Annotated in this window: 27 protein-coding genes; 22 read left to right on the top strand and 5 right to left on the bottom strand. The window is 44.7% G+C overall.

What is annotated here, in order from left to right:
• Nucleotides 1-18: 18 nt before the first annotated feature.
• On the bottom strand, nucleotides 19-570 hold the full coding sequence (locus L4B77_RS05685; protein ID WP_429749060.1) for a DUF4174 domain-containing protein: 552 nt from the start codon (nucleotides 568-570) through the stop codon (nucleotides 19-21).
• A 249-nt stretch (nucleotides 571-819) separates the two neighbouring features.
• Here L4B77_RS05685 and L4B77_RS05680 point away from each other — a divergent pair, with 249 nt between their 5' ends.
• The 3 genes from L4B77_RS05680 (at nucleotide 820) to L4B77_RS05670 (ending at nucleotide 3421) form a co-directional block, all read left to right on the top strand.
• On the top strand, nucleotides 820-1293 hold the full coding sequence (locus tag L4B77_RS05680) for a LabA-like NYN domain-containing protein (RefSeq protein WP_261840076.1): 474 nt from the start codon (nucleotides 820-822) through the stop codon (nucleotides 1291-1293).
• 80 nt (nucleotides 1294-1373) lie between these two features.
• Nucleotides 1374-2039, top strand: coding sequence for a response regulator transcription factor (locus tag L4B77_RS05675; RefSeq protein WP_261840075.1), 666 nt, complete (start codon nucleotides 1374-1376; stop codon nucleotides 2037-2039).
• The gene (locus L4B77_RS05670; RefSeq protein ID WP_429749057.1) at nucleotides 2036-3421 is read left to right on the top strand and encodes a histidine kinase sensor domain-containing protein; all 1386 of its coding nucleotides are present in this window, start codon (nucleotides 2036-2038) and stop codon (nucleotides 3419-3421) included. Before L4B77_RS05675 ends, L4B77_RS05670 begins: the two co-directional genes overlap by 4 nt.
• A gap of 129 nt (nucleotides 3422-3550) precedes the next feature.
• On the opposite strand, the gene L4B77_RS05665 is transcribed toward L4B77_RS05670, so the two are convergent.
• On the bottom strand, nucleotides 3551-4855 hold the full coding sequence (locus L4B77_RS05665) for a dicarboxylate/amino acid:cation symporter (protein ID WP_429749055.1): 1305 nt from the start codon (nucleotides 4853-4855) through the stop codon (nucleotides 3551-3553).
• Between the two features lie 524 nt (nucleotides 4856-5379).
• Between L4B77_RS05665 and L4B77_RS05660 the strand changes: the two genes are divergently transcribed.
• The 7 genes from L4B77_RS05660 to L4B77_RS05630 all read left to right on the top strand — a co-directional run bounded on the left by L4B77_RS05660 (nucleotide 5380) and on the right by L4B77_RS05630 (nucleotide 12594).
• Nucleotides 5380-7497, top strand: coding sequence for a TonB-dependent siderophore receptor (locus tag L4B77_RS05660; protein WP_429749053.1), 2118 nt, complete (start codon nucleotides 5380-5382; stop codon nucleotides 7495-7497).
• Nucleotides 7498-7674: 177 nt separating this feature from the next.
• Nucleotides 7675-8442 (top strand): DUF3450 domain-containing protein, encoded by a 768-nt coding sequence (locus L4B77_RS05655; RefSeq protein WP_429749051.1) that lies wholly within the window; start codon nucleotides 7675-7677, stop codon nucleotides 8440-8442.
• Entirely contained in the window at nucleotides 8442-9818 is a 1377-nt protein-coding gene (locus tag L4B77_RS05650; RefSeq protein ID WP_429749049.1) for a MotA/TolQ/ExbB proton channel family protein, read from the top strand. Before L4B77_RS05655 ends, L4B77_RS05650 begins: the two co-directional genes overlap by 1 nt.
• Nucleotides 9818-10378, top strand: a complete 561-nt coding sequence (locus L4B77_RS05645; protein WP_261840069.1) for a MotA/TolQ/ExbB proton channel family protein — start codon at nucleotides 9818-9820, stop codon at nucleotides 10376-10378. Before L4B77_RS05650 ends, L4B77_RS05645 begins: the two co-directional genes overlap by 1 nt.
• Nucleotides 10375-10779, top strand: coding sequence for an ExbD/TolR family protein (locus L4B77_RS05640; RefSeq protein WP_261840068.1), 405 nt, complete (start codon nucleotides 10375-10377; stop codon nucleotides 10777-10779). Before L4B77_RS05645 ends, L4B77_RS05640 begins: the two co-directional genes overlap by 4 nt.
• 19 nt (nucleotides 10780-10798) lie before the next feature.
• A complete protein-coding gene (locus tag L4B77_RS05635; protein WP_429749046.1) occupies nucleotides 10799-11419 on the top strand; it encodes an energy transducer TonB in 621 nt (206 codons plus the stop codon).
• On the top strand, nucleotides 11416-12594 hold the full coding sequence (locus L4B77_RS05630) for a tetratricopeptide repeat protein (protein WP_429749044.1): 1179 nt from the start codon (nucleotides 11416-11418) through the stop codon (nucleotides 12592-12594). The genes L4B77_RS05635 and L4B77_RS05630 overlap by 4 nt, the downstream gene beginning before the upstream one ends.
• Nucleotides 12595-12739: 145 nt before the next feature.
• Here L4B77_RS05630 and L4B77_RS05625 read toward each other — a convergent pair whose 3' ends face one another.
• Nucleotides 12740-13060, bottom strand: coding sequence for a hypothetical protein (locus tag L4B77_RS05625; protein ID WP_261840065.1), 321 nt, complete (start codon nucleotides 13058-13060; stop codon nucleotides 12740-12742).
• 434 nt (nucleotides 13061-13494) lie between these two features.
• Between L4B77_RS05625 and L4B77_RS05620 the strand changes: the two genes are divergently transcribed.
• The 9 genes from L4B77_RS05620 to L4B77_RS05580 all read left to right on the top strand — a co-directional run bounded on the left by L4B77_RS05620 (nucleotide 13495) and on the right by L4B77_RS05580 (nucleotide 20245).
• A complete protein-coding gene (locus L4B77_RS05620) occupies nucleotides 13495-14124 on the top strand; it encodes a PepSY-associated TM helix domain-containing protein (RefSeq protein WP_429749042.1) in 630 nt (209 codons plus the stop codon).
• Nucleotides 14125-14193: 69 nt separating this feature from the next.
• Nucleotides 14194-14712, top strand: a complete 519-nt coding sequence (locus L4B77_RS05615) for a DUF2271 domain-containing protein (protein WP_261840063.1) — start codon at nucleotides 14194-14196, stop codon at nucleotides 14710-14712.
• 114 nt (nucleotides 14713-14826) lie between these two features.
• The gene (locus L4B77_RS05610) at nucleotides 14827-15663 is read left to right on the top strand and encodes a DUF4198 domain-containing protein (RefSeq protein WP_429749073.1); all 837 of its coding nucleotides are present in this window, start codon (nucleotides 14827-14829) and stop codon (nucleotides 15661-15663) included.
• A gap of 140 nt (nucleotides 15664-15803) precedes the next feature.
• Complete coding sequence (locus L4B77_RS05605) at nucleotides 15804-16139, top strand: hypothetical protein (RefSeq protein WP_429749039.1); 336 nt, start codon at nucleotides 15804-15806, stop codon at nucleotides 16137-16139.
• Entirely contained in the window at nucleotides 16136-16729 is a 594-nt protein-coding gene (locus tag L4B77_RS05600) for a DUF6162 family protein (protein WP_429749037.1), read from the top strand. Before L4B77_RS05605 ends, L4B77_RS05600 begins: the two co-directional genes overlap by 4 nt.
• A gap of 45 nt (nucleotides 16730-16774) precedes the next feature.
• Nucleotides 16775-17710, top strand: coding sequence for a metal ABC transporter solute-binding protein, Zn/Mn family (locus tag L4B77_RS05595; protein ID WP_372040334.1), 936 nt, complete (start codon nucleotides 16775-16777; stop codon nucleotides 17708-17710).
• Nucleotides 17710-18444 carry a metal ABC transporter ATP-binding protein gene (locus L4B77_RS05590; protein ID WP_429749034.1) on the top strand — a complete coding sequence of 245 codons (735 nt, stop codon included), beginning with the start codon at nucleotides 17710-17712 and terminating at the stop codon, nucleotides 18442-18444. The genes L4B77_RS05595 and L4B77_RS05590 overlap by 1 nt, the downstream gene beginning before the upstream one ends.
• A complete protein-coding gene (locus tag L4B77_RS05585; protein ID WP_429749032.1) occupies nucleotides 18444-19319 on the top strand; it encodes a metal ABC transporter permease in 876 nt (291 codons plus the stop codon). Before L4B77_RS05590 ends, L4B77_RS05585 begins: the two co-directional genes overlap by 1 nt.
• Before the next feature lie 2 nt (nucleotides 19320-19321).
• Nucleotides 19322-20245 (top strand): metal ABC transporter substrate-binding protein, encoded by a 924-nt coding sequence (locus tag L4B77_RS05580; RefSeq protein ID WP_429749030.1) that lies wholly within the window; start codon nucleotides 19322-19324, stop codon nucleotides 20243-20245.
• A 115-nt stretch (nucleotides 20246-20360) separates the two neighbouring features.
• On the opposite strand, the gene L4B77_RS05575 is transcribed toward L4B77_RS05580, so the two are convergent.
• Complete coding sequence (locus L4B77_RS05575; protein WP_261840056.1) at nucleotides 20361-20570, bottom strand: DUF2986 domain-containing protein; 210 nt, start codon at nucleotides 20568-20570, stop codon at nucleotides 20361-20363.
• Nucleotides 20571-20667: 97 nt separating this feature from the next.
• Here L4B77_RS05575 and L4B77_RS05570 point away from each other — a divergent pair, with 97 nt between their 5' ends.
• Both L4B77_RS05570 and L4B77_RS05565 read left to right on the top strand, forming a co-directional pair.
• Nucleotides 20668-21183 carry a GNAT family N-acetyltransferase gene (locus L4B77_RS05570; protein ID WP_429749027.1) on the top strand — a complete coding sequence of 172 codons (516 nt, stop codon included), beginning with the start codon at nucleotides 20668-20670 and terminating at the stop codon, nucleotides 21181-21183.
• Nucleotides 21184-21185: 2 nt separating this feature from the next.
• Nucleotides 21186-21617: a nitrous oxide-stimulated promoter family protein gene (locus tag L4B77_RS05565; RefSeq protein WP_372066460.1), complete on the top strand. Its 432-nt coding sequence runs from the start codon at nucleotides 21186-21188 to the stop codon at nucleotides 21615-21617.
• A 65-nt stretch (nucleotides 21618-21682) separates the two neighbouring features.
• On the opposite strand, the gene L4B77_RS05560 is transcribed toward L4B77_RS05565, so the two are convergent.
• Nucleotides 21683-23080, bottom strand: coding sequence for an MATE family efflux transporter (locus L4B77_RS05560; protein WP_261840053.1), 1398 nt, complete (start codon nucleotides 23078-23080; stop codon nucleotides 21683-21685).
• A 50-nt stretch (nucleotides 23081-23130) separates the two neighbouring features.
• Here L4B77_RS05560 and L4B77_RS05555 point away from each other — a divergent pair, with 50 nt between their 5' ends.
• Nucleotides 23131-24030 (top strand): helix-turn-helix domain-containing protein, encoded by a 900-nt coding sequence (locus L4B77_RS05555; protein ID WP_429749024.1) that lies wholly within the window; start codon nucleotides 23131-23133, stop codon nucleotides 24028-24030.
• The last annotated feature ends 27 nt before the right edge of the window (nucleotides 24031-24057 follow it).

The raw sequence follows: 24057 nt of genomic DNA, 5'->3' as shown, positions 1-24057 counted from the left end.
ATAACACTCAGTGAGTCATTAAATACTGCAGCGACTGTTTTGTCGCTGCATTTCTTGTTGGCGCATTGGCATCTCATCAATGATATTAGTGATCTGATTCCAATCTGTTTTGCCACTCCATCGGTGCTTTTCTTTCCCATCTTTTCCAATCAAAACCGCGGTGTGTGATCCTTTCGGGATCTCATAAATGCTGGTGACTGCCTCTAAGTTAAACTCTTCTTCTAGCCAAGTCGGGACGGTATAACCACTCTCAGCAATAACCATCACAACGACATCTCGTTCGTCCAATTGACAGTTATTGATCAATACTTCATTCAGAAATGCTTTAACGACGGAATCTTCCTTAGGAGCGAAATAAATCAGACTGCGGTGCGGCAAAGGCTTTGAGTGAGAATAGACGGGGTAGGCGAGTACTGAGTTGATGGTTAAGCTCATGATTAACACCGTGCTGATGGTCAGTAGTTTTAGCAAACTAAACCAGAGACCTGAGTTTGATGGTTGATTCAACGTTTGCACCAGTTTGGTTGTGTCGATGCTTACGTTCGATTTGTGTGTTTGTCGGTGCAGCATTGCCAACCTCCCTTCATAAGCGCTAAGCCTGAGTATGATTTGAATGTTACGTAAAGCAGAAGGTGAAGTTCAAAACCATCTAAGAAACGTTCAAAACGAATCTACTTACATTAAGCATAGTTAGGATTACGCTAAAGATATTAGATTTACGTTAACGATAGCTGACAGGTTCATTTTTATTAAGTAAAGCGACTCGCATTTTTCAATTGGATAGAATAGGGTATACGGAAAATCTCAAGGTATGAATTTATGGAAAATATAGCAATCTTGGTCGACGTTCAGAACGTTTACTACACGACACGCGACAAATACCGTTCTAATTTCGATTATAACCAGTTTTGGTATGTTGCTACTGAAGGGCGTCATGTTGTTGCCGCCAATGCCTACGCAATCTCTAGCCAAGACCCTAAACAGCGTCAGTTCCACCATATCCTTCGCGGTGTTGGCTTTAATGTGAAGTTAAAACCATTTATTCAGCGCAGAGATGGTAGTGCAAAAGGCGATTGGGATGTGGGAATTGCCCTTGATGCGATAGAACTGGCTGAGACAGTGGATACGATTGTTTTAGTTTCTGGGGATGGGGACTTTGAAATCCTTGTTGAGCGAATCAAACAACGCTTCGGTAAACCGGTCGAGGTGTATGGTGTTCCTGGATTAACTGCCCAACACTTAATCGATTCAGCCTCGAAATTTGTAGCGATTGAAAAAGATCTTCTGCTTTAGAGGAAATCTCTCACTTTATCATTGAAATCAATAATACTGATAATTAGAATGCAAACTATTCTTATTTATCGGTGTGTGCAATGTCTCGCATTTTAGTTGTTGATGATGATATCCAGTTGTGTGAGTTACTGGGTGAAGTATTGGAAAATGAGGGGTATCACGTCGATACCGCTCATTGCGGTGAATCTGCGCTAGAGTTTATCCAGTCAAACCCTATCGATTTGGTTCTACTGGATGTAATGCTCCCTAATTTAAGTGGTATCCAAGTGGCTAGGCGAATCTGTCAGCGATTTGCTACGCCAATTCTTATGTTGACAGCACTTAATGACGACGCTTCTATGTTAGAGGGTTATCAAGCTGGCGCAGATCAATACATCGCGAAACCTTTCAATGTTCCAGAGTTATTGACCCGCATTAAAGTTATCTTACGTCGGGTAGGTTTTGAGCGTCAAAGGCAATCTCTTGCGTCATCTAATCATGGCTTGTGCGAACAACTCTCTCGTTTACCGCTAACTGGTACAGAAAAAGATTTGTTGGATTACCTTGTTAAAAACCAAGGGATTGTTGTCTCTAAATCCAATCTGCAAATCGATGTGCTTAAGAAAGAACTCTGTCCTTTCGATCGTAACTTAGATATGCATATCAGCAATATACGTCGAAAGCTTGTTCAGGCGGGCTTGTCTAAGCAACACATAAAAACGGTTCGTGGTAAAGGCTATAGCTATTTAGAGTCGGTCGGGGCATGAGTAAAAAATTACTGCGTTACCCCGACTTTATCGCCAAGCGTAAGGATGGCTTGACGTTTCAGTTATTCAGCTATTTAACGGTGATTCTGGTCAGTATCTTGCTTCTTCAAGGAGTGGCAGAGCGAGCGTTGATGAAAGCCTTGTTAAAGGTGCCTGAATCCGTTAAAGCTGAAATGCTTGACCTTGCTTACCAAGCGAATGTGTTGCTCGAAGAAGGGGACATGGACGAGCTGGCGGATTGGGGAAATGCGCAAGCTTATTCTCTCTTCGTTATCGACCAAGATCATCAACCCATCACTCATCGAGACATGCATCCGCATTTTGAATTCAAGTTGAATTATTTGCGCAAGTTAGATCACCAACTGAGTGACCGTGTGAGTAAGCCTATTTTTGGTCTGCCCCTTAACAATGGTAAGACGTTGGTCATTCAATTGCCTGATCAGGTTCACCCAGCCAAATCCTTCGCGCCATACTCATATCTGTTAAAAGCCTTAATCGCTTTGTTCGTGTTGTTACTGTTCTCTATGGGTATGGCGAAAAGCTTACAACAGCCGCTGGATCGTTTAAGAGAAGCAAGCCGAAGGCTCGCACAAGGGGATTTTTCCGTCAGTGTTGTGTCGGAGTTAGGTTCAAGTACGCGTGAGTTTAACGAACTTGCCCATGATTTTGATCATATGACATTTGAAATACAGTCTCTGGCTGAAAAGCAACGTCGATTGCTTCGAGATGTGTCCCATGAACTCAGAACGCCGTTAGCAAGACAAAACCTCGCATTACATTTGTTGCGAGGTAAAGTCGATGAGAGTAACGTCGGTCTACTCGACAGGCTTGAAAATGAAACGGAAGAGATGAATAAGCTGGTCGGCGAAATTCTCGAATTTAGCCGACTAGAGACGTCTCGTTACGAATCTAAGCTGTCTTTGATGAGCTTGGAACAATACTGTTCGTTACTTATTGCGCAAATGCAGAACGATCTAAAGCCAAACCAAACTTTGGTTGGCGAGTTAAGAACGCCGACGAAAATGGTTAATATTGATGAAAGGTTACTTTTAAGGGTTATCGGTAATTTGGTGGGGAATGCGATTAAGTATGCCGGTGATGATGCTCATATTTTGGTGACCACGCATGAACTCGTCCTTGATAAAAGTTACAGTGTCATAGCTGTGGAAGACAACGGCCACGGTATCCCAGATAATAAAATGGCCACAATTTTCGACCCGTTTACACGTCTACAGTCAGCTAGAGACAAACAATCGGGTGGTTATGGCCTAGGCCTTGCTATCGTGAAGGAAGCAATGGGTGTGATGAATGGTCATGTTACCGCTGAGAATCGAGAGGGCGGAGGCTTGAGAGTCAATTTGATGTTCCCGATAAGTGATTAGACCGCTGATTATTTTGGTCTTTGAGAGACATAAAAAAACGCCACTGCAATCGCAGCGGCGTTTATATTTTTATCTATACGCTAAGGCATCGCCATTAATGATCCCTTAAGCTAGGAGATAATAGTGAGACTATGCTTGTTGCTGCGATAGTCTGACTTCTTCTTCTTTCTCGCCTGCGGAAGGGTCGTTGAAGCGAGACTCATCGAGAGAACCTTCAGACTTAGCCACAATGATGGTTACTGCGCTATCGCCTGTGATGTTGACAGCTGTGCGAATCATATCAAGAAGGCGGTCAACACCCATGATAAGAGCAATACCTTCAAGCGGCAGACCGACTTGGTTCAATACCATTGCTAGCATAACGAGACCCACGCCTGGAACACCTGCTGTACCAACAGACGCTAACGTAGCGGTTAGGATAACCATTAAGTAGTCACCCATCGTGAGGTCAATATTGTATGCCTGTGCAATAAACGCCGTCGCAACACCTTGCATGATAGCCGTACCATCCATGTTCACTGTTGCACCTAGCGGAATGGTGAATGAGGCTACTTTGTTATCAACACCCATACGGTTTTTCGCCGTTTCCATTGTGACAGGAATCGTTGCGTTTGAAGACGCTGTTGAAAATGCAAACATAATCGCATCTTCCATCTTACGTAAGAACATCATCGGGCTTAAACCAGTGAACCCTTTTAACATCAAGCTGTAAGTCACTAGGGCGTGCAGTAGTAGGGTTCCCGCAAGCACTAAGAAGTACTCTGCTAGGCTCCAAATTGCACTTAAAGCAAGTCCTGAGAACATTTTTGCCATCAAGAAGAACACGCCGTAAGGGGCAAGGTTCATCAGGAGCGCGACCAGCTTCATGATAACTTCATTTAAGTCTGCGAAAACAGCAGCGATACGTTCGCCCGGTTTACCTGCAGCACTAATAGCAATACCAAACAATACGGCAAACACGATTACTTGCAGTGTTTTACCTTCAGCCATCGCCTGTATAGGGTTGGTTGGGAACATGTCAATGATGACTTGACCCAAAGATGGTGCGTCCGCTGATTTGAATGAGCTTGCTGCTGTTAAGTCGGCACCTGCCCCCGGTTGGAATAAGTTACCAATGGTTAGGGCGAGTGTGATAGCAACGGCAGTTGTACCAATATAGAGCGCCAGTGTTTTGCCACCCATACGGCCTAAAGTTGATATGTCTTTAAGCGAACTCGTTCCACATACTAGTGAAACGAACACCAGTGGAACAACAAGCATTTTTAAACTCGCAACAAATATTTGTCCTCCGACTTCAAAGAGCCCATGAACGATATAGTTGTTAACAAACCCGCTTTCTGCAAAAAAGGATTGAATGGCAAATCCCGTAAGTACACCCACGACCATACCGAGGATAACTCGTCCAGTCAGAGACATAGGTTTCTTGGTATTCATTTAGAACACTCCTTATTATTTATAACTTTGACACCTTTTCAAAGTGAGCAGGAGATTAGCAGTCGGTATATTAAATCGAAAAACAAAAAATCACTCCGGGATTGCAGATGTGATCTGGCTCACTGATATTTTTGTGAAATAAACAAATAAAACCATGAATATTCACAATAAACTTACAAAATTCGATACCTCTATACATAAATAGGCCATTTCACAGGTAATAAATAAGACGAAGCTTTTTACTGCGTCCCGCTCATTTATCGAATCAGGAGCAAAAACAAGGTTGTAGCCCAGTAGGTAAAGCAAACGATGGATTTTTCATTCCGCCAGAGCCTTGAATTCTTTTCTAAAGTTCAGGGGGCATCTCTCCTCTGAATGCAAAGAATGTAAATTCAATGCAAATGGTAATGGTTATCACTTATATTCCCTATCGAGAATGATTCAGTGGTACCGGAAACGGTTTAACGAGCACATCGAATAAATAGAAAGTGTTCGTCTAAAAGAATAAAAGCGGAGAAAAGGACATGTTTTCAAAGAGCCCATTAGCTTTAGTGATTGGTGCAGTATTAGCGTCACCAGCGGTATTGGCAGAAACAGTAAAAACAGACGAGCATATGGTCGTTGAAGGTCGTGACTACGGTTACAAAGCTGACACGAACACAACAGCCATGCGCATGGAGGCAACTCAATTAGAGACTCCGGGACAAATCTCAGTCATTGATGAACAAATTATTGATGAGCAGCGTGCTAGCACATTAGGGAAAGTTCTTAAAAATGACGCTTCTGTTGGTGCGGGCTCTAAGTCAACAAACCGTGAACGCTTTACACTTCGTGGTTTTGAGCTCGACAGTAGCTCTGGTTATTTGCGTGATGGTGTTCAACACTGGTCTCACTATCGCCAGCCTGTCGAACTTTTAGAGCGCGTAGAAGTATTAAAAGGCCCTGCGGGTCTCCTTTACGGTAAGTCAGCGCCGGGTGGCCTTGTTAACATGGTGTCTAAGAAGCCTACGTATGAAACACAAGTTAATGTAAGTCAGGATATGGGTTCTGATCACTACACTCGCACGACAACGGATGTTAGTGGCTCATTGAATGATGAGCAAACTTTACGTGCTCGTCTTATTGTTTCACAAGAAAACCAAGATTCTTACCGTACACGTTTTGATGGTACGGATGTCGAAACCGATCGTTTTGTGGGTGGTTTGTTTGTTGATTACGATATCAACGAAGATATCATGTTGTCGGTTCATTATGATCGTACGATAGAAGAGGGCGATTTAGACAATGGTTCTAAAATCGACACATCGACGGGTAAAGAGATTGAGCCTAACACTGTGAACGATCAGCGTTTTGCTCAAACAGACAATGACGTTGCCAATTACGGAGTATCGGTAACGGCTCATCTAAGCGAAGCTTGGTCTATGAAAACAGGCATGAACCGCCAGTTCTATGAACGTCAACGTACAGAATCGAACAACACGGTATATGACGATAAGAACGGTGGCTACGGCTACAAGGTGTCAGACCGTCATGATGAATGGACGTTTGATACCGCTTACGTAGACTTTACGGGTGACTTTGATGCGCTAGGTGTTAACCATCGTCTGCTTGTTGGTGTGAATGGCTTACATTACGACTATGCACGTTTATATGACTCTGGCTACACCTGTGTTAACGCAACAGAAGCAGAAGCCGTCGCATCATGTGGTAACGGTTTTGATATGCCTTCTAACGTTAGCTACAAGAATGACAGCAAAGTTGATCACTCAGAAAGCCAGCACTACGGTCTTTACGTTCAAGATTTAGTGACATTGAATGACCAATGGCAAGTGCTCGCGGGCGTGCGTTTTGCTCACGATAAAACGAAGAGCAGTAAAGGTGTAGAGGAGAGTTACAACAACATCCTTCCTAAAGCCGGCCTAATCTATTCACCAGCTCCAAACGGTTCTATTTACGCGGTTTACGCTGAAAGTTTCGAGCCTGTTGGTGAAATTACAGATCAAGATGATGCGAATTTTGGACAATCTCAAGAGGCAAAAAAAGGTACACTTTACGAGCTAGGCTCTAAGTGGGAACTGTTTGATGAGCGCCTGTTGGTATCGGGCGCATTGTTCCAGATCACTCAGTCGAACATGCAAGTGACTGAAGACCTTGACCCCGCAAGCAATAACGGTAAAGAGACACGCACAACCCAAGTGGGCGAGCAAGTTCATACTGGTGTCGAGTTGTCGGCTACTGGCTACATGACCGATGCCTTTTCTCTGAGTGCATCAACCATGCTTTTGGATGCGGAATACCAGAATGACCCAGCACTGGCAGGCAAAACGCCAGCAGATGTCCCAGAGTTTACCGCCAGTATTTGGTCTACTTATTCGTTTAATAACGGTACTGATGTCAACTTAGGTGTTTATCATGTTGGTGAGCGTTACACTGAAGATGCAAACACCTTCAAAAAGGACGCCTACACGCGTGTCGATATGGGGATCGCACATACAATGAAGTACGACGAAAACCTCGCTTTTGTTGCTCGTTTCAATGTAGAAAACCTGTTTGATACTGATTATCTTGAAGGGGGCAGCACAAGCGGTGTCGTGGTTGGCGAGGGTCGCAACTACATGGCGACTTTACAAGTAAAATACTAATTTGATAATCGAGTATTATTGCTAGCATAAATACGCAGGGGAAAACAGCGGATTTCCCCTTTCGTGATTCTGCTATTTCGCAAAATATCTCTAGTAATGTGAGTGACTTTTAATGATGATGAGACTGTTTATCAATAAAATTCATTTGACCTTCTTCTATAGTAAATAACGATAATTATGACTCTTTTTAAAACTAGCTTAGCGCYCGCGATTACCTTGGTTGCAACGCCTTTGATGGCAAACAGCTTAGATCAAGCTCAATCCATTCAAAACAAGACCAATAACACATCGGCGTCGAGCCAAAAAGTTATTGATCAAAGCTCACAAGCAACGTTAATGCTACAAGCTGAGATTGAGCGTCTGCAAGAAGAAGTAAAAAACCTAGATATCTATCACGACCACTTGGTTGCCTTGGTTGAGAGCCAGAATCAAGAAGCGAAGAGCATTGAAGATCAGATCGCTGAAATTAAGTACACACGTCAAGGTGTTGTGCCTTTGATGTATAAAATGATTGATGGTCTGCAACAGTTGGTTGAACAAGATGTGCCAATCAAGAAACAACAGCGTTTAGAAAGAGTTGAAAAGCTGCAAGCAATGATGACTCACGCTGATGTGAGTGATGCAGAAAAATACCGTCGTATTCTAGAAGCTTACCAAATAGAGATGGATTACGGTATCAAGCTGGGTGCGTATCAAGGTCGTGTAGCACTGAGCAGCGACAGAACGATTGAAGCTGATGTACTCCACTTAGGTCGTATCTCTTTAGTGGCTCGCAACCTAAAGGGCAGTCAATATTGGGCTTGGAATCAAACACAAAATCAGTGGCAAGCGCTCGATTCATCCATGAAATCTGAATTAGATAAAGCTTACGATATTGCGAACCAACAAGCGGCACCAAGCTTGATAACGTTACCTGTTTCTTTAACCGTTGCGGAGGTTAAGTAATGAACTTAAAACCATTCGCCGCGCTGATTTGTATGGCCTCTATTTCATTTTCTGCTTTTTCTGCATCAGACACGACGGCTCAACTAGTGAATAAAGCAAAAATGGAGAGCCGTGCTCAAGCTTCTCACAATTTAGTACGTGAAGCTGATTTCAAAAAGAGAGAACAAGAACTCAAAGCGCTTAAAGCTAAACTTGAAGCGAAGCGCACTTCTATTCAAAATGCGACCGATGTGCTGACTCAGACATTCAGTGACAACGAAAACAAGCTCGCTCGCTTGGAAGAGAAGTTGCGTTTAGAGACCGGTAGCTTAGGCGAGTTGTTCGGTGTCGTGCGTCAAAATGCCAAAGAACTCGGTGCCGAGCTGAGTACAACAGTAAACAGTGTGGATCGTGCTGAACACACGGCAACCGTTACCCAAATCATGGATGCTAAATCACTGCCTTCAATGCCACAGCTGACAGGTTTGTGGATGAGTATGGTTGAGCAGATTAAAGCGAGCACAGAGCTGAGTAAAACCCAAATAGCGTTCATCAACGGTGAAGGCAACACACAAACTGTCGACGCTTACCGTCTAGGCTCCATTGGCCTAGTGACCGATCAAGGCTACGTAAACTGGAACACTCAGCGTCAAGATGCGATAGCGTATCTAAAACAGCCGTCGAATGGCCCAACATTGGCGTCGCTTTCTGCATTAGCAAATGGTGAAGTATCGAATGTGGTTGTCGATCCTTCTCGTGGGCGCATGCTAGAACAATTGGCTTTGGAACCAAGCCTAACCGATCGCCTTCAAGCGGGTGGCGTGGTTGGTAAAGTGATCATCGGATTCTTGGTTATTGGCTTAATCATCGCATTGGTTCGCGGTATTTCTTTGGCTATCGCTCGCCAGAAAATTCGCGCACAACTCAAGGCTCCAGATCAAGCGGGTGACAACCCTCTAGGTCGGGTTCTTGCGGTTTACAACAAAGAGCAAAACCGAACGGTTGAAGCGCTAGAGCTGCGTCTTTTAGAAGCGGTAGTCGATGAGCAGACTCACTTAGAGAAAGGTTTATCGATGCTTAAGCTATTGGCAGCACTAGCACCAATGCTTGGTTTGTTAGGTACAGTAACCGGCATGATCGAAACATTCCAAGTGATCACCCAGTTTGGCAATGGCGACCCTAAAGTGATGGCGGGAGGTATTTCGATGGCGCTGGTAACCACCGTACTTGGTCTTGTTGCAGCAATGCCTCTTCTATTCGCCCACAACATTCTTAGCACTCAGGCTGAGAACATTCGTAATATTCTTGAGAAACAAGGTATCGGTCTTGTTGCTGATCAGGCAGAAAAGAGAGCTGAATCGAACCCTGTTGGCTCACCTGTTGGGACTGTGGCGTAATGGATATTTTGTCGGCTTCTCTATTACCAGCAAGTTGGTTAACGAGTGACTGGCTGCTGTCTTTATCAAGCTTTATGGAGCAGGGCGGTTTCGTCCTGTGGTGGTTAGCCGCGGTTGTCCTAGTATTTTGGGTGCTTGTGGTAGAACGTATACTTTATCTTGCGTTCTACTTTCCAAAGCAACGTCAGGTTTGGATTACTCAGTGGCATGAACGAGAAGAGCACTCTTCTTGGTATGCTAAAGCCATTCGTGAAGGTTGGTTGGGGCAAGCGAGTATCTTACTTAACCAGAACTTGAATTTTATTAAGCTATTAGTCTCTATTTGCCCGATGTTGGGGTTGTTAGGTACCGTCACCGGTATGATCTCTGTTTTTGATGTGATGGCGACTCAAGGAAGCAGTGACCCTAAATTGATGGCTTCAGGTATCTCGTTGGCAACGCTACCAACCATGGCGGGTATGGTTGCTGCTTTGGCAGGCATGTTTGTTCACGCGCGTTTAGCAAAAGTGTGTCACCACTTAGAATTGAAATTAGAAAAATCTTTAAGGAGTCAACGATGAGACTCGGTCGACGTCATTCTAAAAACGAAGAGGCTCAAATAGACCTTACTTCGATGCTTGATATTGTATTTATCATGCTGATCTTCTTTATCGTGACCAGTTCATTTGTTCGTGAATCAGGGGTTGAAGTCAATCGCCCACAAGCGTCTAACGTCGTCAGCCAAAAGGATGCGGGCATCTTTGTTGCGATTACTTCTGCAAACGACATTTATATAGATAAACGTGTTGTTGATGTTGAACGTGTTCAAGCGACATTAGAACATTTGTTATTAGAACAACCGGATGCTTCTTTGGTTATTCAGGCGGACGAACACGCCTATAACGGTACGGTTGTTAAAGTGATGGACGCCGCCAAAAGTGCGGGTGTTAAAAATATTGCGCTTGCGGCTGATAAGCGATGATCTGGGAGGATCTTGATCAATGATTCGCCTATTTCTTGCTCTACCGCTGGCGGGCGCATTGGGTTTAGCTCTTTTTTCTTTTATGGCTTGGATGGTCGATAATGGTCATCAACGTTCAGCAGACAACCGTGAGACGTTAAGTTTCAATATGGTGATGGTGGAACAAGAACAACAAGTTCAAAGAAGACAACGTGTCGTTCCTGAAAAACCAGAAATGCCAGATCCGCCACCGAAAGCACAAGCGTCTCAATCACAAGCGGAAGTGACGCCACTCAACTCAATGTCGTCACTGCCTTCATTGAATTTGGATACATCAATTGATGGTTTAGCGATTAACGCGCCAGCCTTTTCTGATTTTGGGTCAAACCAACAGGCAATGCCTCTGTATCGAGTCGAACCGCGTTACCCAGCTAAAGCGCTGAAGCGTGGCGCTGAAGGTCATGTCATTATGTCTTTTACCATCGATGAAACGGGACGACCTGTCGACATTCAAGTCACGGATGCAAACCCACGTAGAATGTTTGAACGTGAAGCCGTGAGAGCACTTAAAAAATGGAAATATCAACCGAAAGTTGTTGATGGAAAAGCGATAGCTCAAGTTGGTCAAACCGTGAAACTCGAGTTTAAGTTGGCAAAATGATGAAACAGATATGGATATTAGTGGGCGTGTTATTAATGCCCCTAACAACACAAGCCCAAGCGTTATCACAATATACGGCTATTCGTGTTCAAAAGGCCTATCAACTGGCTCAAGATGAACAGGTTAAGCAGGCCATTGATGTACTGGCGGATTTAGATCTCTCTAAAGGTTACGATAAAGCCTATGTAGCACGTATGCTTGGTGTATTTTATTGGCAAGATGGTAAAACTGATGCGGCGATTAAGCAGCTCACTTATGCCGTCGATACGCATTTGCTCGTTGATGAGCAAGCTTGGGTCACGAAGCGCATGCTGGCTGATTTGTTGTTGAACGATCAGCAGTGCAAAAAGGCGCTTCGGTACTATTACGAGTTAGTGAAAACAGCACCAGAAAAGGAAAAGAAAGACACGCTTTGGATGCGAATTGCACAAGCTGAATACCAAATGAAGAACTGGTCGAAAGTACTCGTGGCCATCGGTAATCATGATAAGTTCAATTCAAAACCTGAGTTATCACCTCTATCGTTAAAACTCGGCGCACAGCTTCAGTTAAAGCGGTGGAAACCGTCTATTCCTACATTGGAAAGCCTCATTGAACTTCAACCAGAGAAAGATAATTGGTGGCGTCAACTGGTCGGTATTCAGTTAAGACTGGATCGTTACCGAGATGCATTGAATACCTTAGCACTGGCTGATCTCCAAGGCGTAGAGCTTAAAAAATCAGATCGACGGCTACTGGCTCAATTGTATGCCAAACGTGGTATTCCAGAGCGAGCCGCACAAGAAATAGCTAAGTTAGACGATGCGAACAGCGACGTTCAACTTCTCGCAGAGCAAGCCACGTATTGGCAATTAGCGAAAGAGTGGGACAATGCCATTAAAGTGTGGACGTTGGCGTCTCAAAAAGATGCTCAGTATCATTGGAATGTAGCTCAACTACTGGTTCAGCAAGGTTACTACGAGCGAGCATTGGTTGTGTTAGACAAAGTGAAAGACAAAAACAAACAAGCTGATGTGGCATTAGCGAAAGTACGTTCATGGTACAAGCTTAAGAAGCTTGATAACGCGCTCGCGCAAGCCAAGCGTGCAAATAACATTGAACCGTCATCTGAAGCACAAGGTTGGATTAAATACCTGACTCAGCTTAGAAAAGTCAGTGATAAAGGAAATGTCTAATTCCTGATAGTGAAAACCGAACACAACAAGCATAACATTTATATGGGTGCCATTTGCTCGCTCCAATGACACCCATCGTTAATGTTGGTGACTTAAGCTCATCTCGCTATATTGTATGGATTTATGGATTTATGGATTTATGGATTTAAGGCTCACACATCGTGCCACTAGACGTAGCACTTTGAATAACACCACTGTTGTCCGTTATCCAGTTAATGGAGCAGTCGCGATAAGGATTTTTAAAGGTGTGTAAAGTGTTGCCATCCTCCCATAACGTCTTCATTTCAACCCAAGCATAGTGTCGAGACGCCCAAAAACTGATGGGGCGCGAGCGTTCACTGAGATACAACGCCTGTACATCGCTGATGTTTGCCCCTATGTATTGTTGGAGACGCTCTTCTGTGCCGGGTATTAGGCTACTGCACGCTGTTATAAGCGTCATAAAAGCCAAAACAATAATACGCATTTCAAAATCCCTTTAGGCTAAATTAGCGCTCATAAATCGGTTATTCGCTCAGTTTTTAACAAACTACATCAACCAAAGAGTCCACCGCGTTTACATGGTTGTCAAAGTGTTGGAAAGCTCAAATAGTCTCAACTTTCACACCTTAAAGTCACAGTTGCTACCCTACACCAACCTCAATCAAGTATGTTGATACTGAGATTTTTAAGGTTTGCCCCCTGTTATTAATGAGAATGATGACGAGTGAACCATTCTCTCTAGTACAAGTTAGCAAGAATAGGCAAACAGTTCGATGACTTCCCATGTAATGTTGCGTAAATTTCCTTACGTCATTTGCAAATGTAAACAATCTGCGAACGTAAACAATGTAAATTAAATGTCAATACGAATGATTATCAACTAGATTGTCGCCATGAAATTTATAGGTATTAGTTTGTATGTCGTTAAAAAGTAGGGCGATCCAATCTTGGGCTCGTCGACTTCATGTTTATATTTCAATGGCGCTTCTGTTTGTTGTTCTTTTTTTCTCGGTAACGGGCATCACCCTAAATCGACCTGAGTTATTTGAGTCAAGCCAACCCAATATACAACGCTCTACGCTAACACTTCCCGCCAGTTTGTTCACGATCGAAGACGGACGATTAAAAGTCGATGATAACGCCTTTGAAGCATTTCTTTTTGAAGAGGCTAATTTATCTGGTGTTGCTTCTGGTTTAGACATCTACACCGAAATTGAAGATGGAGCATTGCTTGTTGGTGAAGTGTCAATGGACTTCAAAGGGCCAGGCTACAACGGTTCGGTATTTGTTGATCTGACGTCTGAAACGGTGGAAGTCGAAACCACGAATTACGGCGTGATTGCTCTGTTGAACGACCTACATAAAGGGCGTAACAGCGGCGAAGTTTGGAAGTGGTTCATCGATATCACAGCGCTGCTGATGATCTTCTTTGTTCTCACCGGTGTGTGCTTGCTACTCCCTAAGAAAAAAACGCTCAATACCTCCATTAAATGGACGGTCGTTGGCTCTGTAATCTCACTTGCTGTTTATTTTGTTGCTGTGCCTTAACTCTTCACTCGCTTGATCAATCAGCATCAAGAAAAGTCAAAGGTTAAACGGATTAAAAGGTTGTTAAACATGAAAAAAATCAACTGGAGCAAGGCACTTCTTGCGTTGTCTCTTTTACCAAGCCTAGGTATGGCACAAGCGATTCCTGATTCGGCAAAAATGGATGTCAGTTTTGAGCTGCCAAAGATAGATACCTCAATGTATGCACGCCCTTATGTGGCGGTGTGGGTAGAAAACAGTGAGCGAAAGTCAGTAAAAACCATTGAGCTTTGGGTTGGTAAAGACGAATGGCTTAAAGATTTACGTAGCTGGTGGAGAAAAGTTGGACGCTACGATCGTGAACTCGTTGATGCTGTGACATCGGCAACGCGCCCAGCTGGCAAGTACCGTTTCGTTTGGGATGGTAAGAGCGATGACGGCCAGCCCCTAGACCAAGGTGAATATACCGTTCACATCGAAGTGGTTCGTGAACACGGTGGCCGTAACTACCTGCGTCAAAAAGTATCACTTACGGATGCAAATGCGTTTTATCAGTTAAAGGCAACCAAAGAGACGGGTGAAATCACCTTGAATTACCTCGTTAAATAGCCGATGCGCCAGTTAATACCTGCGATGACTCACCAGTGAGAAAAGAATCGGCGTTTGTCATCGTTAGACCTCATTGGGTGACACAGTTAAAAAATATCAATAACGGAATTGAACATAATGAAACAGACAAAAATGAAAGTACTGGCTTTAGCGGGTGTTGTGGCGTTCGGTTTAGCGTCAACGACTACAGCCCAAGCACACCCCCGTTGGGTATTACCGTCTCACTTCACGGTATCGAAAGTGGGGGGGGATTGGCTGACATTTGACGTGACTGCGTCTCACGGTACATTCGTTTTCGATAAGCCCGCAGGCAGTGAAAATGCGCAGGTCATCATGCCCGATGGCCGAAGCGAGCGTCCAAACTTTGTCGTTCGCGGTAAACGTCGTTCAATTTTCGATTTCTACTTTGAAGAAGAAGGTACGCATAAAGTCGCGATTAATAATGAACCTTCTTACTATACACATTATAAAGCGGGCCGTCGTGATACCGTGAAAAGGATCAAAGCGAACAAGGCAGACCGCGATTCCGTCCTTCCTAAAGAATCACGTGACGTGGTAACGCAGCTCAGTTTCACTCGCGCTGAAAGTTACATCACAGTCGGTAAGCCATCAGATTCAGTCTTTAAGATTGAGGGTAAGCTTCTTGAAATGAAACCAGTAACACACCCTTCAGACATCATTGAAGGCGAACCTGTAACATTCCAATTCTTCTATAACGGTGAAGTTCAGAAAGACGTGACCGCGGAGATCACCCGTGAAGGCACGCTTTACCGCAACCACCAAGAGCAGATTGATGTTGTGAGTGATGAGAATGGCGAAATCACGTTCACCCCGGATGTGGCGGGTCGTTATGTCATGAAAGCAAACTACAAAGGTGAGTTGATCAATAACCCACTGGCAGACAAAGCCAGTGCCAACGTCCATTTAACCTTCGAAGCACTGCTTCAATAATTGGCTTTATCGAGGAGGTTCCTCGATGTTGAGACCAACAACGGTTTATCACCATTACGAGTTCAAAAACAGGGGCTCATTTGAGCCCTGTATCACTCAGTCTCGTACTGAGAAATTGCATTGTGTCTAGGGTACAAATCATGACAATAAAAACAAAACTAAACGCGGTAGTCGCCCCATGCATGGCTCTGGGACTTGGTTTCGCTGCATTACCTGCGCAAGCACACTTTCCCCTTATGAGTTGTTGGTTTGAAGGCCAAATGGTGGCCTGTGAAGTGGGCTACTCAGACGGCAGTAAAGCGATTGATTATACAGTCGAGATGTACGACTACGAAGACAACTTAATTGCAAAAGAGTTGACGGACAAGCGCTCTATTGTTGAATTTCCCAACCCTGATACTGAGTTCTACCTTGTGTTCGATTCTGGCCATGAGTTTCCTGTTGAAGTCGACGTTGTCGAGATCAGTGAGAAATGATGATTCAAGGTGTGCGTGCTGATACGGGCGGCAGAGAAGGCAAATGGGTAGGGCTGATCATGGTGTTCATTCTGAGCTTTGCCATGGTTGCTATCCCATTTCATCAAGCAGAATCGCATATCAAAGCGGTACTCGATCATCAAATCTTAGTGACCGATGTTGAGCAGAAAAACTTGGCGATGTTATCCGAGCTGCGTTTGGCCCATGAAGAGATTCGTGACCTGCGCATGGACTCTGACGGCGAATGGCCAAGTGTTGCATCACTTAAAGATGAATGGGTCGCGCCATTTGTTGAAGACCAGAGTTGGAAGCGTAAAGGTTCTCATACTTGGTTATTGGACGAGCGTGGTTACTACGTCGCGTTAGCAAGTGAACATGCGGCACTAAGTGAACAAGCTACGCCAACCGATCATGGCTTCGCGGATTCCTTTATTTTGAACGCCAACAGTGTTTCTCCTGAAATCTGGATTTACCTAGGAGGCGTAGCAAGTCAACCGACTCATTTTGATGAGAACACACTTGAATCTGCCGGCTGGAAAATGGTCGTCAATGAATCACAAGTTGAACAGCATGATGCTGCTTCTCATTAAGTACTCCGGCTTACAAAAATGCTCACTAATTATAAGAGATTTACTATGCGAATTATGACTCTATTGATGTCGTTATTAGCGGTGTTAATGACACCCAATGCATTGGCAAAAGAATACAAGGTCGACAGCGATAAGCTGACGATTGGCATAACCCTTCAGCCTTACTACAGCTACGTAAAAGCCGTCGTGGGTGACAAAGTGAACATCCTTCCTTTGGTTGATGCTGGCTTTAATCCGCATAATTACTTGCCACAACCGAACGACTTAAAGCGATTGAGCCAGATGGACGCCATCGTGGTAAACGGTATTGGTCATGACGACTTCGCACTAAAAGTAATCTCAGCCGCGCAACGTGATGACTTAGTGGTGATCGAAGCGAACAAAGAAGTGCCTTTACTGCCGGCATTAGGCCAGTCAGTGGGTCAAGGCGCGGTGAATCCGCACACGTTTGTTGGACTTTCGACAACCATCCAAAAGGTTTACACCATCGCGAGTGAAGTCTCTAAGCTCGACCCAGACAACGCGGTTTTTTATCGTAACAATGCGCGTCAATACGCTAAGCAATTTCGCTTTATGAAGCGCGATGCGATGTTGTCACTAGGTGAACTCGATACTTCAGGTATGAAGGTGGCGACCACGCATAATGCTTATGGCTATATCTTGCAAGAGTTTGGTGTGGATGTGGCAGCGGTGATTGAGCCTGCACACGGTGTTGAACCAAGTGCGAGCCAGCTGCAAGAGACGATCGAAAAGATCCGCGCATCGGGCATTGATGTGTTGTTCTATGAGTTAAACATGCCAAACCGTTTTGTTGACACCATTGAAGCGGAAACGGGCGTGCAGCTTTACCGTTTTTCTCACATGACGCACGGCGAATATCAAGACGATAAAGTTGAAGTTGAGATGAAGAAGAACCTAGAAACGCTGATCGAAGCCATGAAATTTGCGGCTGCGAACCAAGCTAAAAGCGGGAACGCATAATGTTAGGTCCATCGATTTCAATCAATCAACTTGGTCTACAGTACGACAACAACGTCATTCTTGACGATATTTCACTTGAACTTAAAGCGGGTGAGTGCCATGTGGTCATGGGACCAAACGGCGGTGGTAAAACCTCTTTGCTGCGCTCGGTTCTTGGTTTGACGCCTTTCTCTGGGCAAATTAATATTCATTGGCCAGAAAAGCCAAGTATTGGTTACGTTCCTCAAAAAGCGACCTTTGAATCGAGCTTACCTCTTACAGTCATGGATTTCGTGTTGCTTAACCAAACTCGAATTCCTCTATTTTGGCGTGGTAAGTCCAAGCAGTTGGATCTTGCATTAGCGCAGTTGGATCGAGTGGGTATGGCGACACGTAGCGATCGCCGCATGGGACAGTTGTCGGGCGGTGAGCAGCAACGCGTGTTGTTTGCTCAAGCGTTGTTGGATAACCCAAGCTTATTAGTGTTGGACGAACCAACGACCGGCATGGATGAGCAGGGCGTTCGTTATCTTGAATCGCTGATTCGTGAATGTGTTGACGAGGGTCGCACGATCCTTGCCGTTCACCACGATGTCACCGCAGTACGTCGCCTTGAAGCCAATGTACATGTTGTGAATCGATTCTTGGTGGATAGTGGTCCACATGAACAAGTACTGCACCCAAGTAAAATTGAAAGCTTATTCCAGCATTACAGCAGTGGCGCTGCGATGAACAAACCAAAGGAGGTTGCGTAATGGATTGGTTACGACACCTTGCCATAAGTGGTGTTGAAGCGGGTTGGTTATCAGACAGCTTCATCTATGCGTTCATGGTCAATGCCTTGGTGGCGGCACTATTACTTGGCCCGTTATTAGGTGGTCTTGGCACTTTAGTGATAGCAAAACGTCTGGCTTTCTTCTCGGAAGCGGTCGGTCACGCGGCATTAACCGGTATCGCTATTGGAGTGTTGCTTGGCGAGCCACCGGAAAACCCAATTATCGGACTGTTTAGTTTCTGTATGATCTTCGCGCTGCTTCTTCATTTTGTAAGAAACAGAACCAATGTGCCATACGATACCTTAGTCGGCGTTTTCCTTGCACTAGCGTTAGCGGTGGGCGCGGCGTTACTGATGTACGTTGCACGCAAAATCAATATTCACATGCTTGAGAACGTATTGTTTGGCTCTATTTTGACGGTAACAGACCAAGACTTAGCGATTCTTGCAGGCAGCTGCGCGATCATCATTTTGCTCTTAATTCCGACGTTCAATCGTATTCTTTTGACTTGTATCAGCCCAGATATTGCCAAGGTTCGTGGTTATAACACCAGTTTTTACGACTACTTGTTTGTCATGATGATCACCTTAGTGACGATTGCCGCGGTGAAGATTGTCGGTGCCGTTCTGGTTGGCGCGTTATTGCTGATTCCAGGTGCTACCGCTCGCTTGCTGACTAAACGTATGGGTAGTTTTGTGCTGCTGTCTGCCTTGTTGGCAACTATCGCGTGTGTAGTCGGAACGGTTTTACCTATGGAGCTAAAACTGCCCGTACCATCAGGCGCTTCAATCATCATCGTTTCTGCGACATTTTTCTTAGCAGCAACACTCTATCGAATTATGAGAAAGGCATAATCATGACCCCTTTAATGAATCGTATCTCAAGCTCAGTGAAGGCAACGACTCAAGCGGGCGCACTAAGCTGCCTATTTTGGGCTGGCTCAATGGTGTCTATCAATGCTAATGCTGAGGATATCCTCACCAGTACACCGGTGACTTATGCTTTGGCGACAGAGCTAACCAAAGGCACAGACATTACCACCGAATATCTACCGCCAAAGCGCTATGGTATTGATCGTCTGCCAAACTGGTTTGGCAGCAAGGGCGCAAGCAAAGTCTTACAATCCGGTAAAAGGGCAACGGTCGTATTAACGCTGTCGTCCATCTGGCCGGCGGACCCTACATTCATATACGCAAGGCAGGGTAACATCCGTTTAGTGGAAGTGGATGCCGCTCAAGCGATCACACCGCGTGCTCAAGGTGTCGCAGCACTGACGTTATCGAGTGGTGATGTGTCTAAGTATGCGTGGTTAAACCCAACCAACTTAACGCGCATGGCGGCGATCGTAGCTGACGACTTTAAGTTATTGTGGCCGGCGCAGGCTGATGCCATTGATGGCAACCTACAACGTGTCATGCTTGATGTGCGTGAACTGATAAACAAGCAACAAGCGGTACTGCTGGATAATGACGTCGATTCAGTATTGTTGCTTTCAGAAAGCTTGGAAGATTTTGCTTCAGGTAGCCAACTGTTCGTTGCAGAGCGTATGTTCAAAGCTGAACTTGAATGGACAGAGCAAGACAAAGCCAAACTCAAAGCGATGTTTTCAGAAGATGATGCACTGTGGTTCGTGACCACGAAAAAGCCCACGACTTTGCTTCAGTCACTGGTACCGATTGAACGAATTCTGGTTGTTGATCCGGTAGATCGTTGGGGAAGCGCGGGGATTCATGCAAAAGCGCCGTTTACACGCTGGGAAGTTCGGCCTTTTAAAGGCTAATCAGCGCGATTAAAAATGGTAGGATCAAAAAAGCAGCCCAATTAGAGGCTGCTTTTTTTGTTCTTGTCTGTTGGCTCTTGGAGAGTGTCAGACAAGAGAGCTGCGAGTTCACAACTTACTCTGCAGCTTTTGTCTCTTCGACTTCAACAGTCGCTTCAACTGTGCCTTCAGCTTGCTCTTGAGCGGCTTTAGCCTGTTCTTCAGCTTCCATTTTTGCACGGTCAGCTTTAGAAATGTAGCGAGGCTTGTTGCTACCATGCAGTTTCGAATTCGCTTGTTTCTGCTTCTTCTTTAGAATTTGGTTGATTTTTTTCTTACGGTTCATTGCTGCATAGCCTTGTATTTAGTTTAGGCGGTGGAGGATAATCATTTTAGATCTAGAACTCAATATTTACATGGTATTCAGCAAGGAAAATATCACTATGCAGGCAGTCGAGACCGAACGTTTACGATTAAGAATGATCACACCTCAAGATGCGGTGTTTATTCAACGATTATACAGCTTACAAGATTTCCTACGTTATATTGGAGACAAGGGCATTACTGATACTGACAAGGCTGTTGAATACATCGAAAATAACATTCTCACGATGCACAGAGAGAAGGGAGTGTGCTTACTAATGGTCGAAATCAAAGATTGTTCCACCCCAATTGGTATCTGTGGATTAATTAAACGAGAGACTTTAGCGTCACATGATATTGGTTATGGTTTTGTCCCTGAAGCGTACGGTCAAGGTTTTGCACGAGAAGCGGCACAAGCGATAATTGAACAAGCGAAACATCACGCTGATATCGATCATTTAGTTGCCATCACGACCTCAGATAACATTCGAAGTATCGCATTGCTAACAAAATTAGGTTTTGTCTTTGAGCGAGTCGAAGACGTATTAAGTGAAAGTGTTAATCTCAACCTGTACGGTTTATCTCTGGGCAATTAATCATGTTTCAACATAACAACATTCTACAAGGCGAACTCGCAACGGAGTACAAAACCGTGATTGCGATGGTGCACATCTACTGTAAAGATCACCACGGTGCAGTGCGTCAGAATGGCGCGTTATGTGAAGAGTGTGAGCAACTGTTACGCTATGCCGAAACGCGACTTGATCGCTGCCCTTATGGTGAAACCAAACCGACTTGTAACAAGTGTCCAATACATTGCTATAAGCCCGAACCGAAACAGCAGATGCGGTTAGTGATGCGTTATGCTGGGCCTAGAATGTTACTTAAGCATCCGATTTTAGCGTTCAGGCATTTGATTCATGAGCAACGAAAAGTGCCCGATAAGCCATTGCCGAATGTGTCGAATCGCCATATCCGAATGGATAAAAATAGTGATACCTCTAGAGAACGAGGCAACAAAAAGGTTTGATTTACCAAACCTTTTTGTTTCTATTTAATACTTAACTGTAAACCTAGATTGGTCAATTTAGAGGGTTATGCAGTTTGCGGCTCTTCGTGGGTCACCGTTAGGTTGTTGATCCAGCGTCGGCTTAGGTAGCGGTGTGAACATATGGCCAGTTTGACCACTTCTTCTACCAACATCAGGCCATAGATGTATTTGAAATCCCATCCCGCGACAAAGGCACCGTACACACATACTGGAATGCCAACCATCCACATCGCAATAAAATCCATGCGTAGACAAAACGCGTTGTCACCACCAGCACGAATAATACCGTTAATGATCACCATGTTTAGCATGCGAATCACCACAGCAAAACACATGATCATGATTGCTGGTGCTGCGAGTGGGTATAACTTCTCGTCTGTTAAATTCAGCCAACTCAATACGTGCTCCTTGCCGACGAAGAGAAGAAGACCGACAACCGCGCCAAAGCCAACGACGGCTTTAATGAAGGTCAGTCCCATACTCATCGCTTCATCAAACTCATCACGACCCAATGAATGACCTAGCAGTACTGAACACGCCACTGAAATACCGAAAAATACCGAATAACACAGCGATTCAAAGGGCGCGAGCATAGAGAATACAGCCAACTCTGTTGTCCCCATATGACCGAAGATCATTTGGTACGCCATGGTGCCCATTGCCCACAATACGGCATTCATCGTTAATGGCAGTGCAATACGACGGTAAGACAACCACAATGACGGACGATGTGGTGAACTTGGTGTCGTTAATAGCCAGTGTTTACGCATACGCATATAGCCATACATCAAGCCAACTTGAATTGCGCGAGCTAGTGTCGTTGCAAGCGCTGCACCCGCAACACCCATCGCAGGAATACCAAAGGCACCTTTAATCAGAATGAAGTTAAGTGCAATGTTGAGTGCAATGGTCACCGCCCCTAATAATAGAGGTGTTACAGTGTCACCCGATGAGCGTAGGCTGGCTTCTACCACGACAACAATATGAGTCAGAAGTAGGACAGGGAAGCCGTACCAAAGATAAGTCGCGCCGAGTGCTATCACAGTTTGATCGCTGGTTTGCAACATCATTAAAAAGTGGGAGCCAAGAGTGATGATAGCAGTAACAGGCAGCAGAACTTTTAGACCAAACACCATTGCAATGGATGATACGGTGCGTGCGCTTTTACGGTCGTTTTTTCCCCAATATTGCGCAACCAAAGTGCCGTTTGCTGAGGCTAAGCCAGCCATAATCATAATCGCTACGAAGTGCCATTTTGATGCAATTCCCACTGCTGCTGTTGCTTCCATACCGTAGTCACTAACCATCAGTACGTCAGCAAGGGCTAGAATTGCGACAAGCGCACTTTGTAATGCAACAGGTAAACCGAGCTTGAGAATGCGCGGTAATATGCTCTCAGCCGTGTTTTTGTTGTATAATTCAGGGTTAGTGTTAGTAGTCATAGGTTCTCCAATTTATGGCAGAACTATAGTGAGTTGAGGCGGATAAAAACATGTTCAAAAAACAACAAAACCTGTGCGAATCCGTCATTGAACAAATGCGACCTAAATCGAGATGGCAAGATGACGTCTTTTTAGCTGAAGCGTGTAAAGAACGTTTTTTGACCGTTGAAGATATCCCAGAAATGAAGAGTTGTGGGGTTTACATGGCCGGTATGGCTAAGCTGTACGATGCTTATTGGGTGGAACGCGAATCAGTGGATGTGCATTCGCTCATTTTCACACAAGAAGGGGGCGGTATACTGACGACGTCTACCTCGGTGCAAGCCATTACGCCGTATACATTAGTTGTTCTTCCGGCTGAAACCTCTTTCCGTTTTGAGCTTGACCCGCAATACAATTATTGGAAGATGGCGTGGATGTTGACACCGTCGACTCCTCAGTGGCAACACATTGCAAGTTTAGGCCAGCGTATTGTGCCGTTCGGAGAATGTGAACAAATCTGGTCGTTAATGAACTTGGTTTACTTTGAAATTGGTGGCAGAGCGAGTTATAGAAAGTTACTTATGAGTGAGATCATTCGGAGTTTGACCGGCTTTGAACCTAAGTCGACAAGCACCACTGCGCGAGTTCAGGCACTCTACAATGAAATCGAGAGCAGTCTCCATTTGGCGTGGACAGTTGCAGGGATGGCAGAGCGTGTCTTTATCAGTGAAGAGCAGTTAAACCGGGTCACCAAGTCATTGTTTAATGTCTCGCCTCGCCGCAAATTGATTCAGCTCAGAATGGATAAATCGACCAGTTTATTGAAGCAGCAAGATTGGTCGGTGTCGATGATTGCCAATCGTTTAGGCTACAAAGATCCTTATAACTTCTCGCATCGATTTAAAAAGCATTTCGGTTTATCACCCAGCCAATATCGAAAGAGTTATCAGATATTAGATAGAGATTAAGCAATAAAGCGCATCATTTAGCGAGTT

The organism is Vibrio minamisatsumaniensis (assembly GCF_050337445.1).
Lineage (GTDB): Bacteria > Pseudomonadota > Gammaproteobacteria > Enterobacterales > Vibrionaceae > Vibrio > Vibrio artabrorum.
This window is presented reverse-complemented; position numbering and strand designations above follow the sequence as displayed.

Coding starts and splice junctions, on each gene's coding strand:
- L4B77_RS05685 (WP_429749060.1), bottom strand. CDS start 570: ATGCTGCACCGACAAACACACAAATCGAACGTAAGCATCGACACAACC.
- L4B77_RS05595 (WP_372040334.1), top strand. CDS start 16,775: ATGCGAATTATGACTCTATTGATGTCGTTATTAGCGGTGTTAATGACA.
- L4B77_RS05625 (WP_261840065.1), bottom strand. CDS start 13,060: ATGCGTATTATTGTTTTGGCTTTTATGACGCTTATAACAGCGTGCAGT.
- L4B77_RS05660 (WP_429749053.1), top strand. CDS start 5,380: ATGTTTTCAAAGAGCCCATTAGCTTTAGTGATTGGTGCAGTATTAGCG.
- L4B77_RS05680 (WP_261840076.1), top strand. CDS start 820: ATGGAAAATATAGCAATCTTGGTCGACGTTCAGAACGTTTACTACACG.
- L4B77_RS05605 (WP_429749039.1), top strand. CDS start 15,804: ATGACAATAAAAACAAAACTAAACGCGGTAGTCGCCCCATGCATGGCT.
- L4B77_RS05570 (WP_429749027.1), top strand. CDS start 20,668: ATGCAGGCAGTCGAGACCGAACGTTTACGATTAAGAATGATCACACCT.
- L4B77_RS05640 (WP_261840068.1), top strand. CDS start 10,375: ATGAGACTCGGTCGACGTCATTCTAAAAACGAAGAGGCTCAAATAGAC.
- L4B77_RS05645 (WP_261840069.1), top strand. CDS start 9,818: ATGGATATTTTGTCGGCTTCTCTATTACCAGCAAGTTGGTTAACGAGT.
- L4B77_RS05675 (WP_261840075.1), top strand. CDS start 1,374: ATGTCTCGCATTTTAGTTGTTGATGATGATATCCAGTTGTGTGAGTTA.
- L4B77_RS05635 (WP_429749046.1), top strand. CDS start 10,799: ATGATTCGCCTATTTCTTGCTCTACCGCTGGCGGGCGCATTGGGTTTA.
- L4B77_RS05555 (WP_429749024.1), top strand. CDS start 23,131: ATGTTCAAAAAACAACAAAACCTGTGCGAATCCGTCATTGAACAAATG.
- L4B77_RS05575 (WP_261840056.1), bottom strand. CDS start 20,570: ATGAACCGTAAGAAAAAAATCAACCAAATTCTAAAGAAGAAGCAGAAA.
- L4B77_RS05650 (WP_429749049.1), top strand. CDS start 8,442: ATGAACTTAAAACCATTCGCCGCGCTGATTTGTATGGCCTCTATTTCA.
- L4B77_RS05585 (WP_429749032.1), top strand. CDS start 18,444: ATGGATTGGTTACGACACCTTGCCATAAGTGGTGTTGAAGCGGGTTGG.
- L4B77_RS05560 (WP_261840053.1), bottom strand. CDS start 23,080: ATGACTACTAACACTAACCCTGAATTATACAACAAAAACACGGCTGAG.
- L4B77_RS05670 (WP_429749057.1), top strand. CDS start 2,036: ATGAGTAAAAAATTACTGCGTTACCCCGACTTTATCGCCAAGCGTAAG.
- L4B77_RS05600 (WP_429749037.1), top strand. CDS start 16,136: ATGATGATTCAAGGTGTGCGTGCTGATACGGGCGGCAGAGAAGGCAAA.
- L4B77_RS05580 (WP_429749030.1), top strand. CDS start 19,322: ATGACCCCTTTAATGAATCGTATCTCAAGCTCAGTGAAGGCAACGACT.
- L4B77_RS05615 (WP_261840063.1), top strand. CDS start 14,194: ATGAAAAAAATCAACTGGAGCAAGGCACTTCTTGCGTTGTCTCTTTTA.
- L4B77_RS05590 (WP_429749034.1), top strand. CDS start 17,710: ATGTTAGGTCCATCGATTTCAATCAATCAACTTGGTCTACAGTACGAC.
- L4B77_RS05620 (WP_429749042.1), top strand. CDS start 13,495: ATGTCGTTAAAAAGTAGGGCGATCCAATCTTGGGCTCGTCGACTTCAT.
- L4B77_RS05565 (WP_372066460.1), top strand. CDS start 21,186: ATGTTTCAACATAACAACATTCTACAAGGCGAACTCGCAACGGAGTAC.
- L4B77_RS05630 (WP_429749044.1), top strand. CDS start 11,416: ATGATGAAACAGATATGGATATTAGTGGGCGTGTTATTAATGCCCCTA.
- L4B77_RS05665 (WP_429749055.1), bottom strand. CDS start 4,855: ATGAATACCAAGAAACCTATGTCTCTGACTGGACGAGTTATCCTCGGT.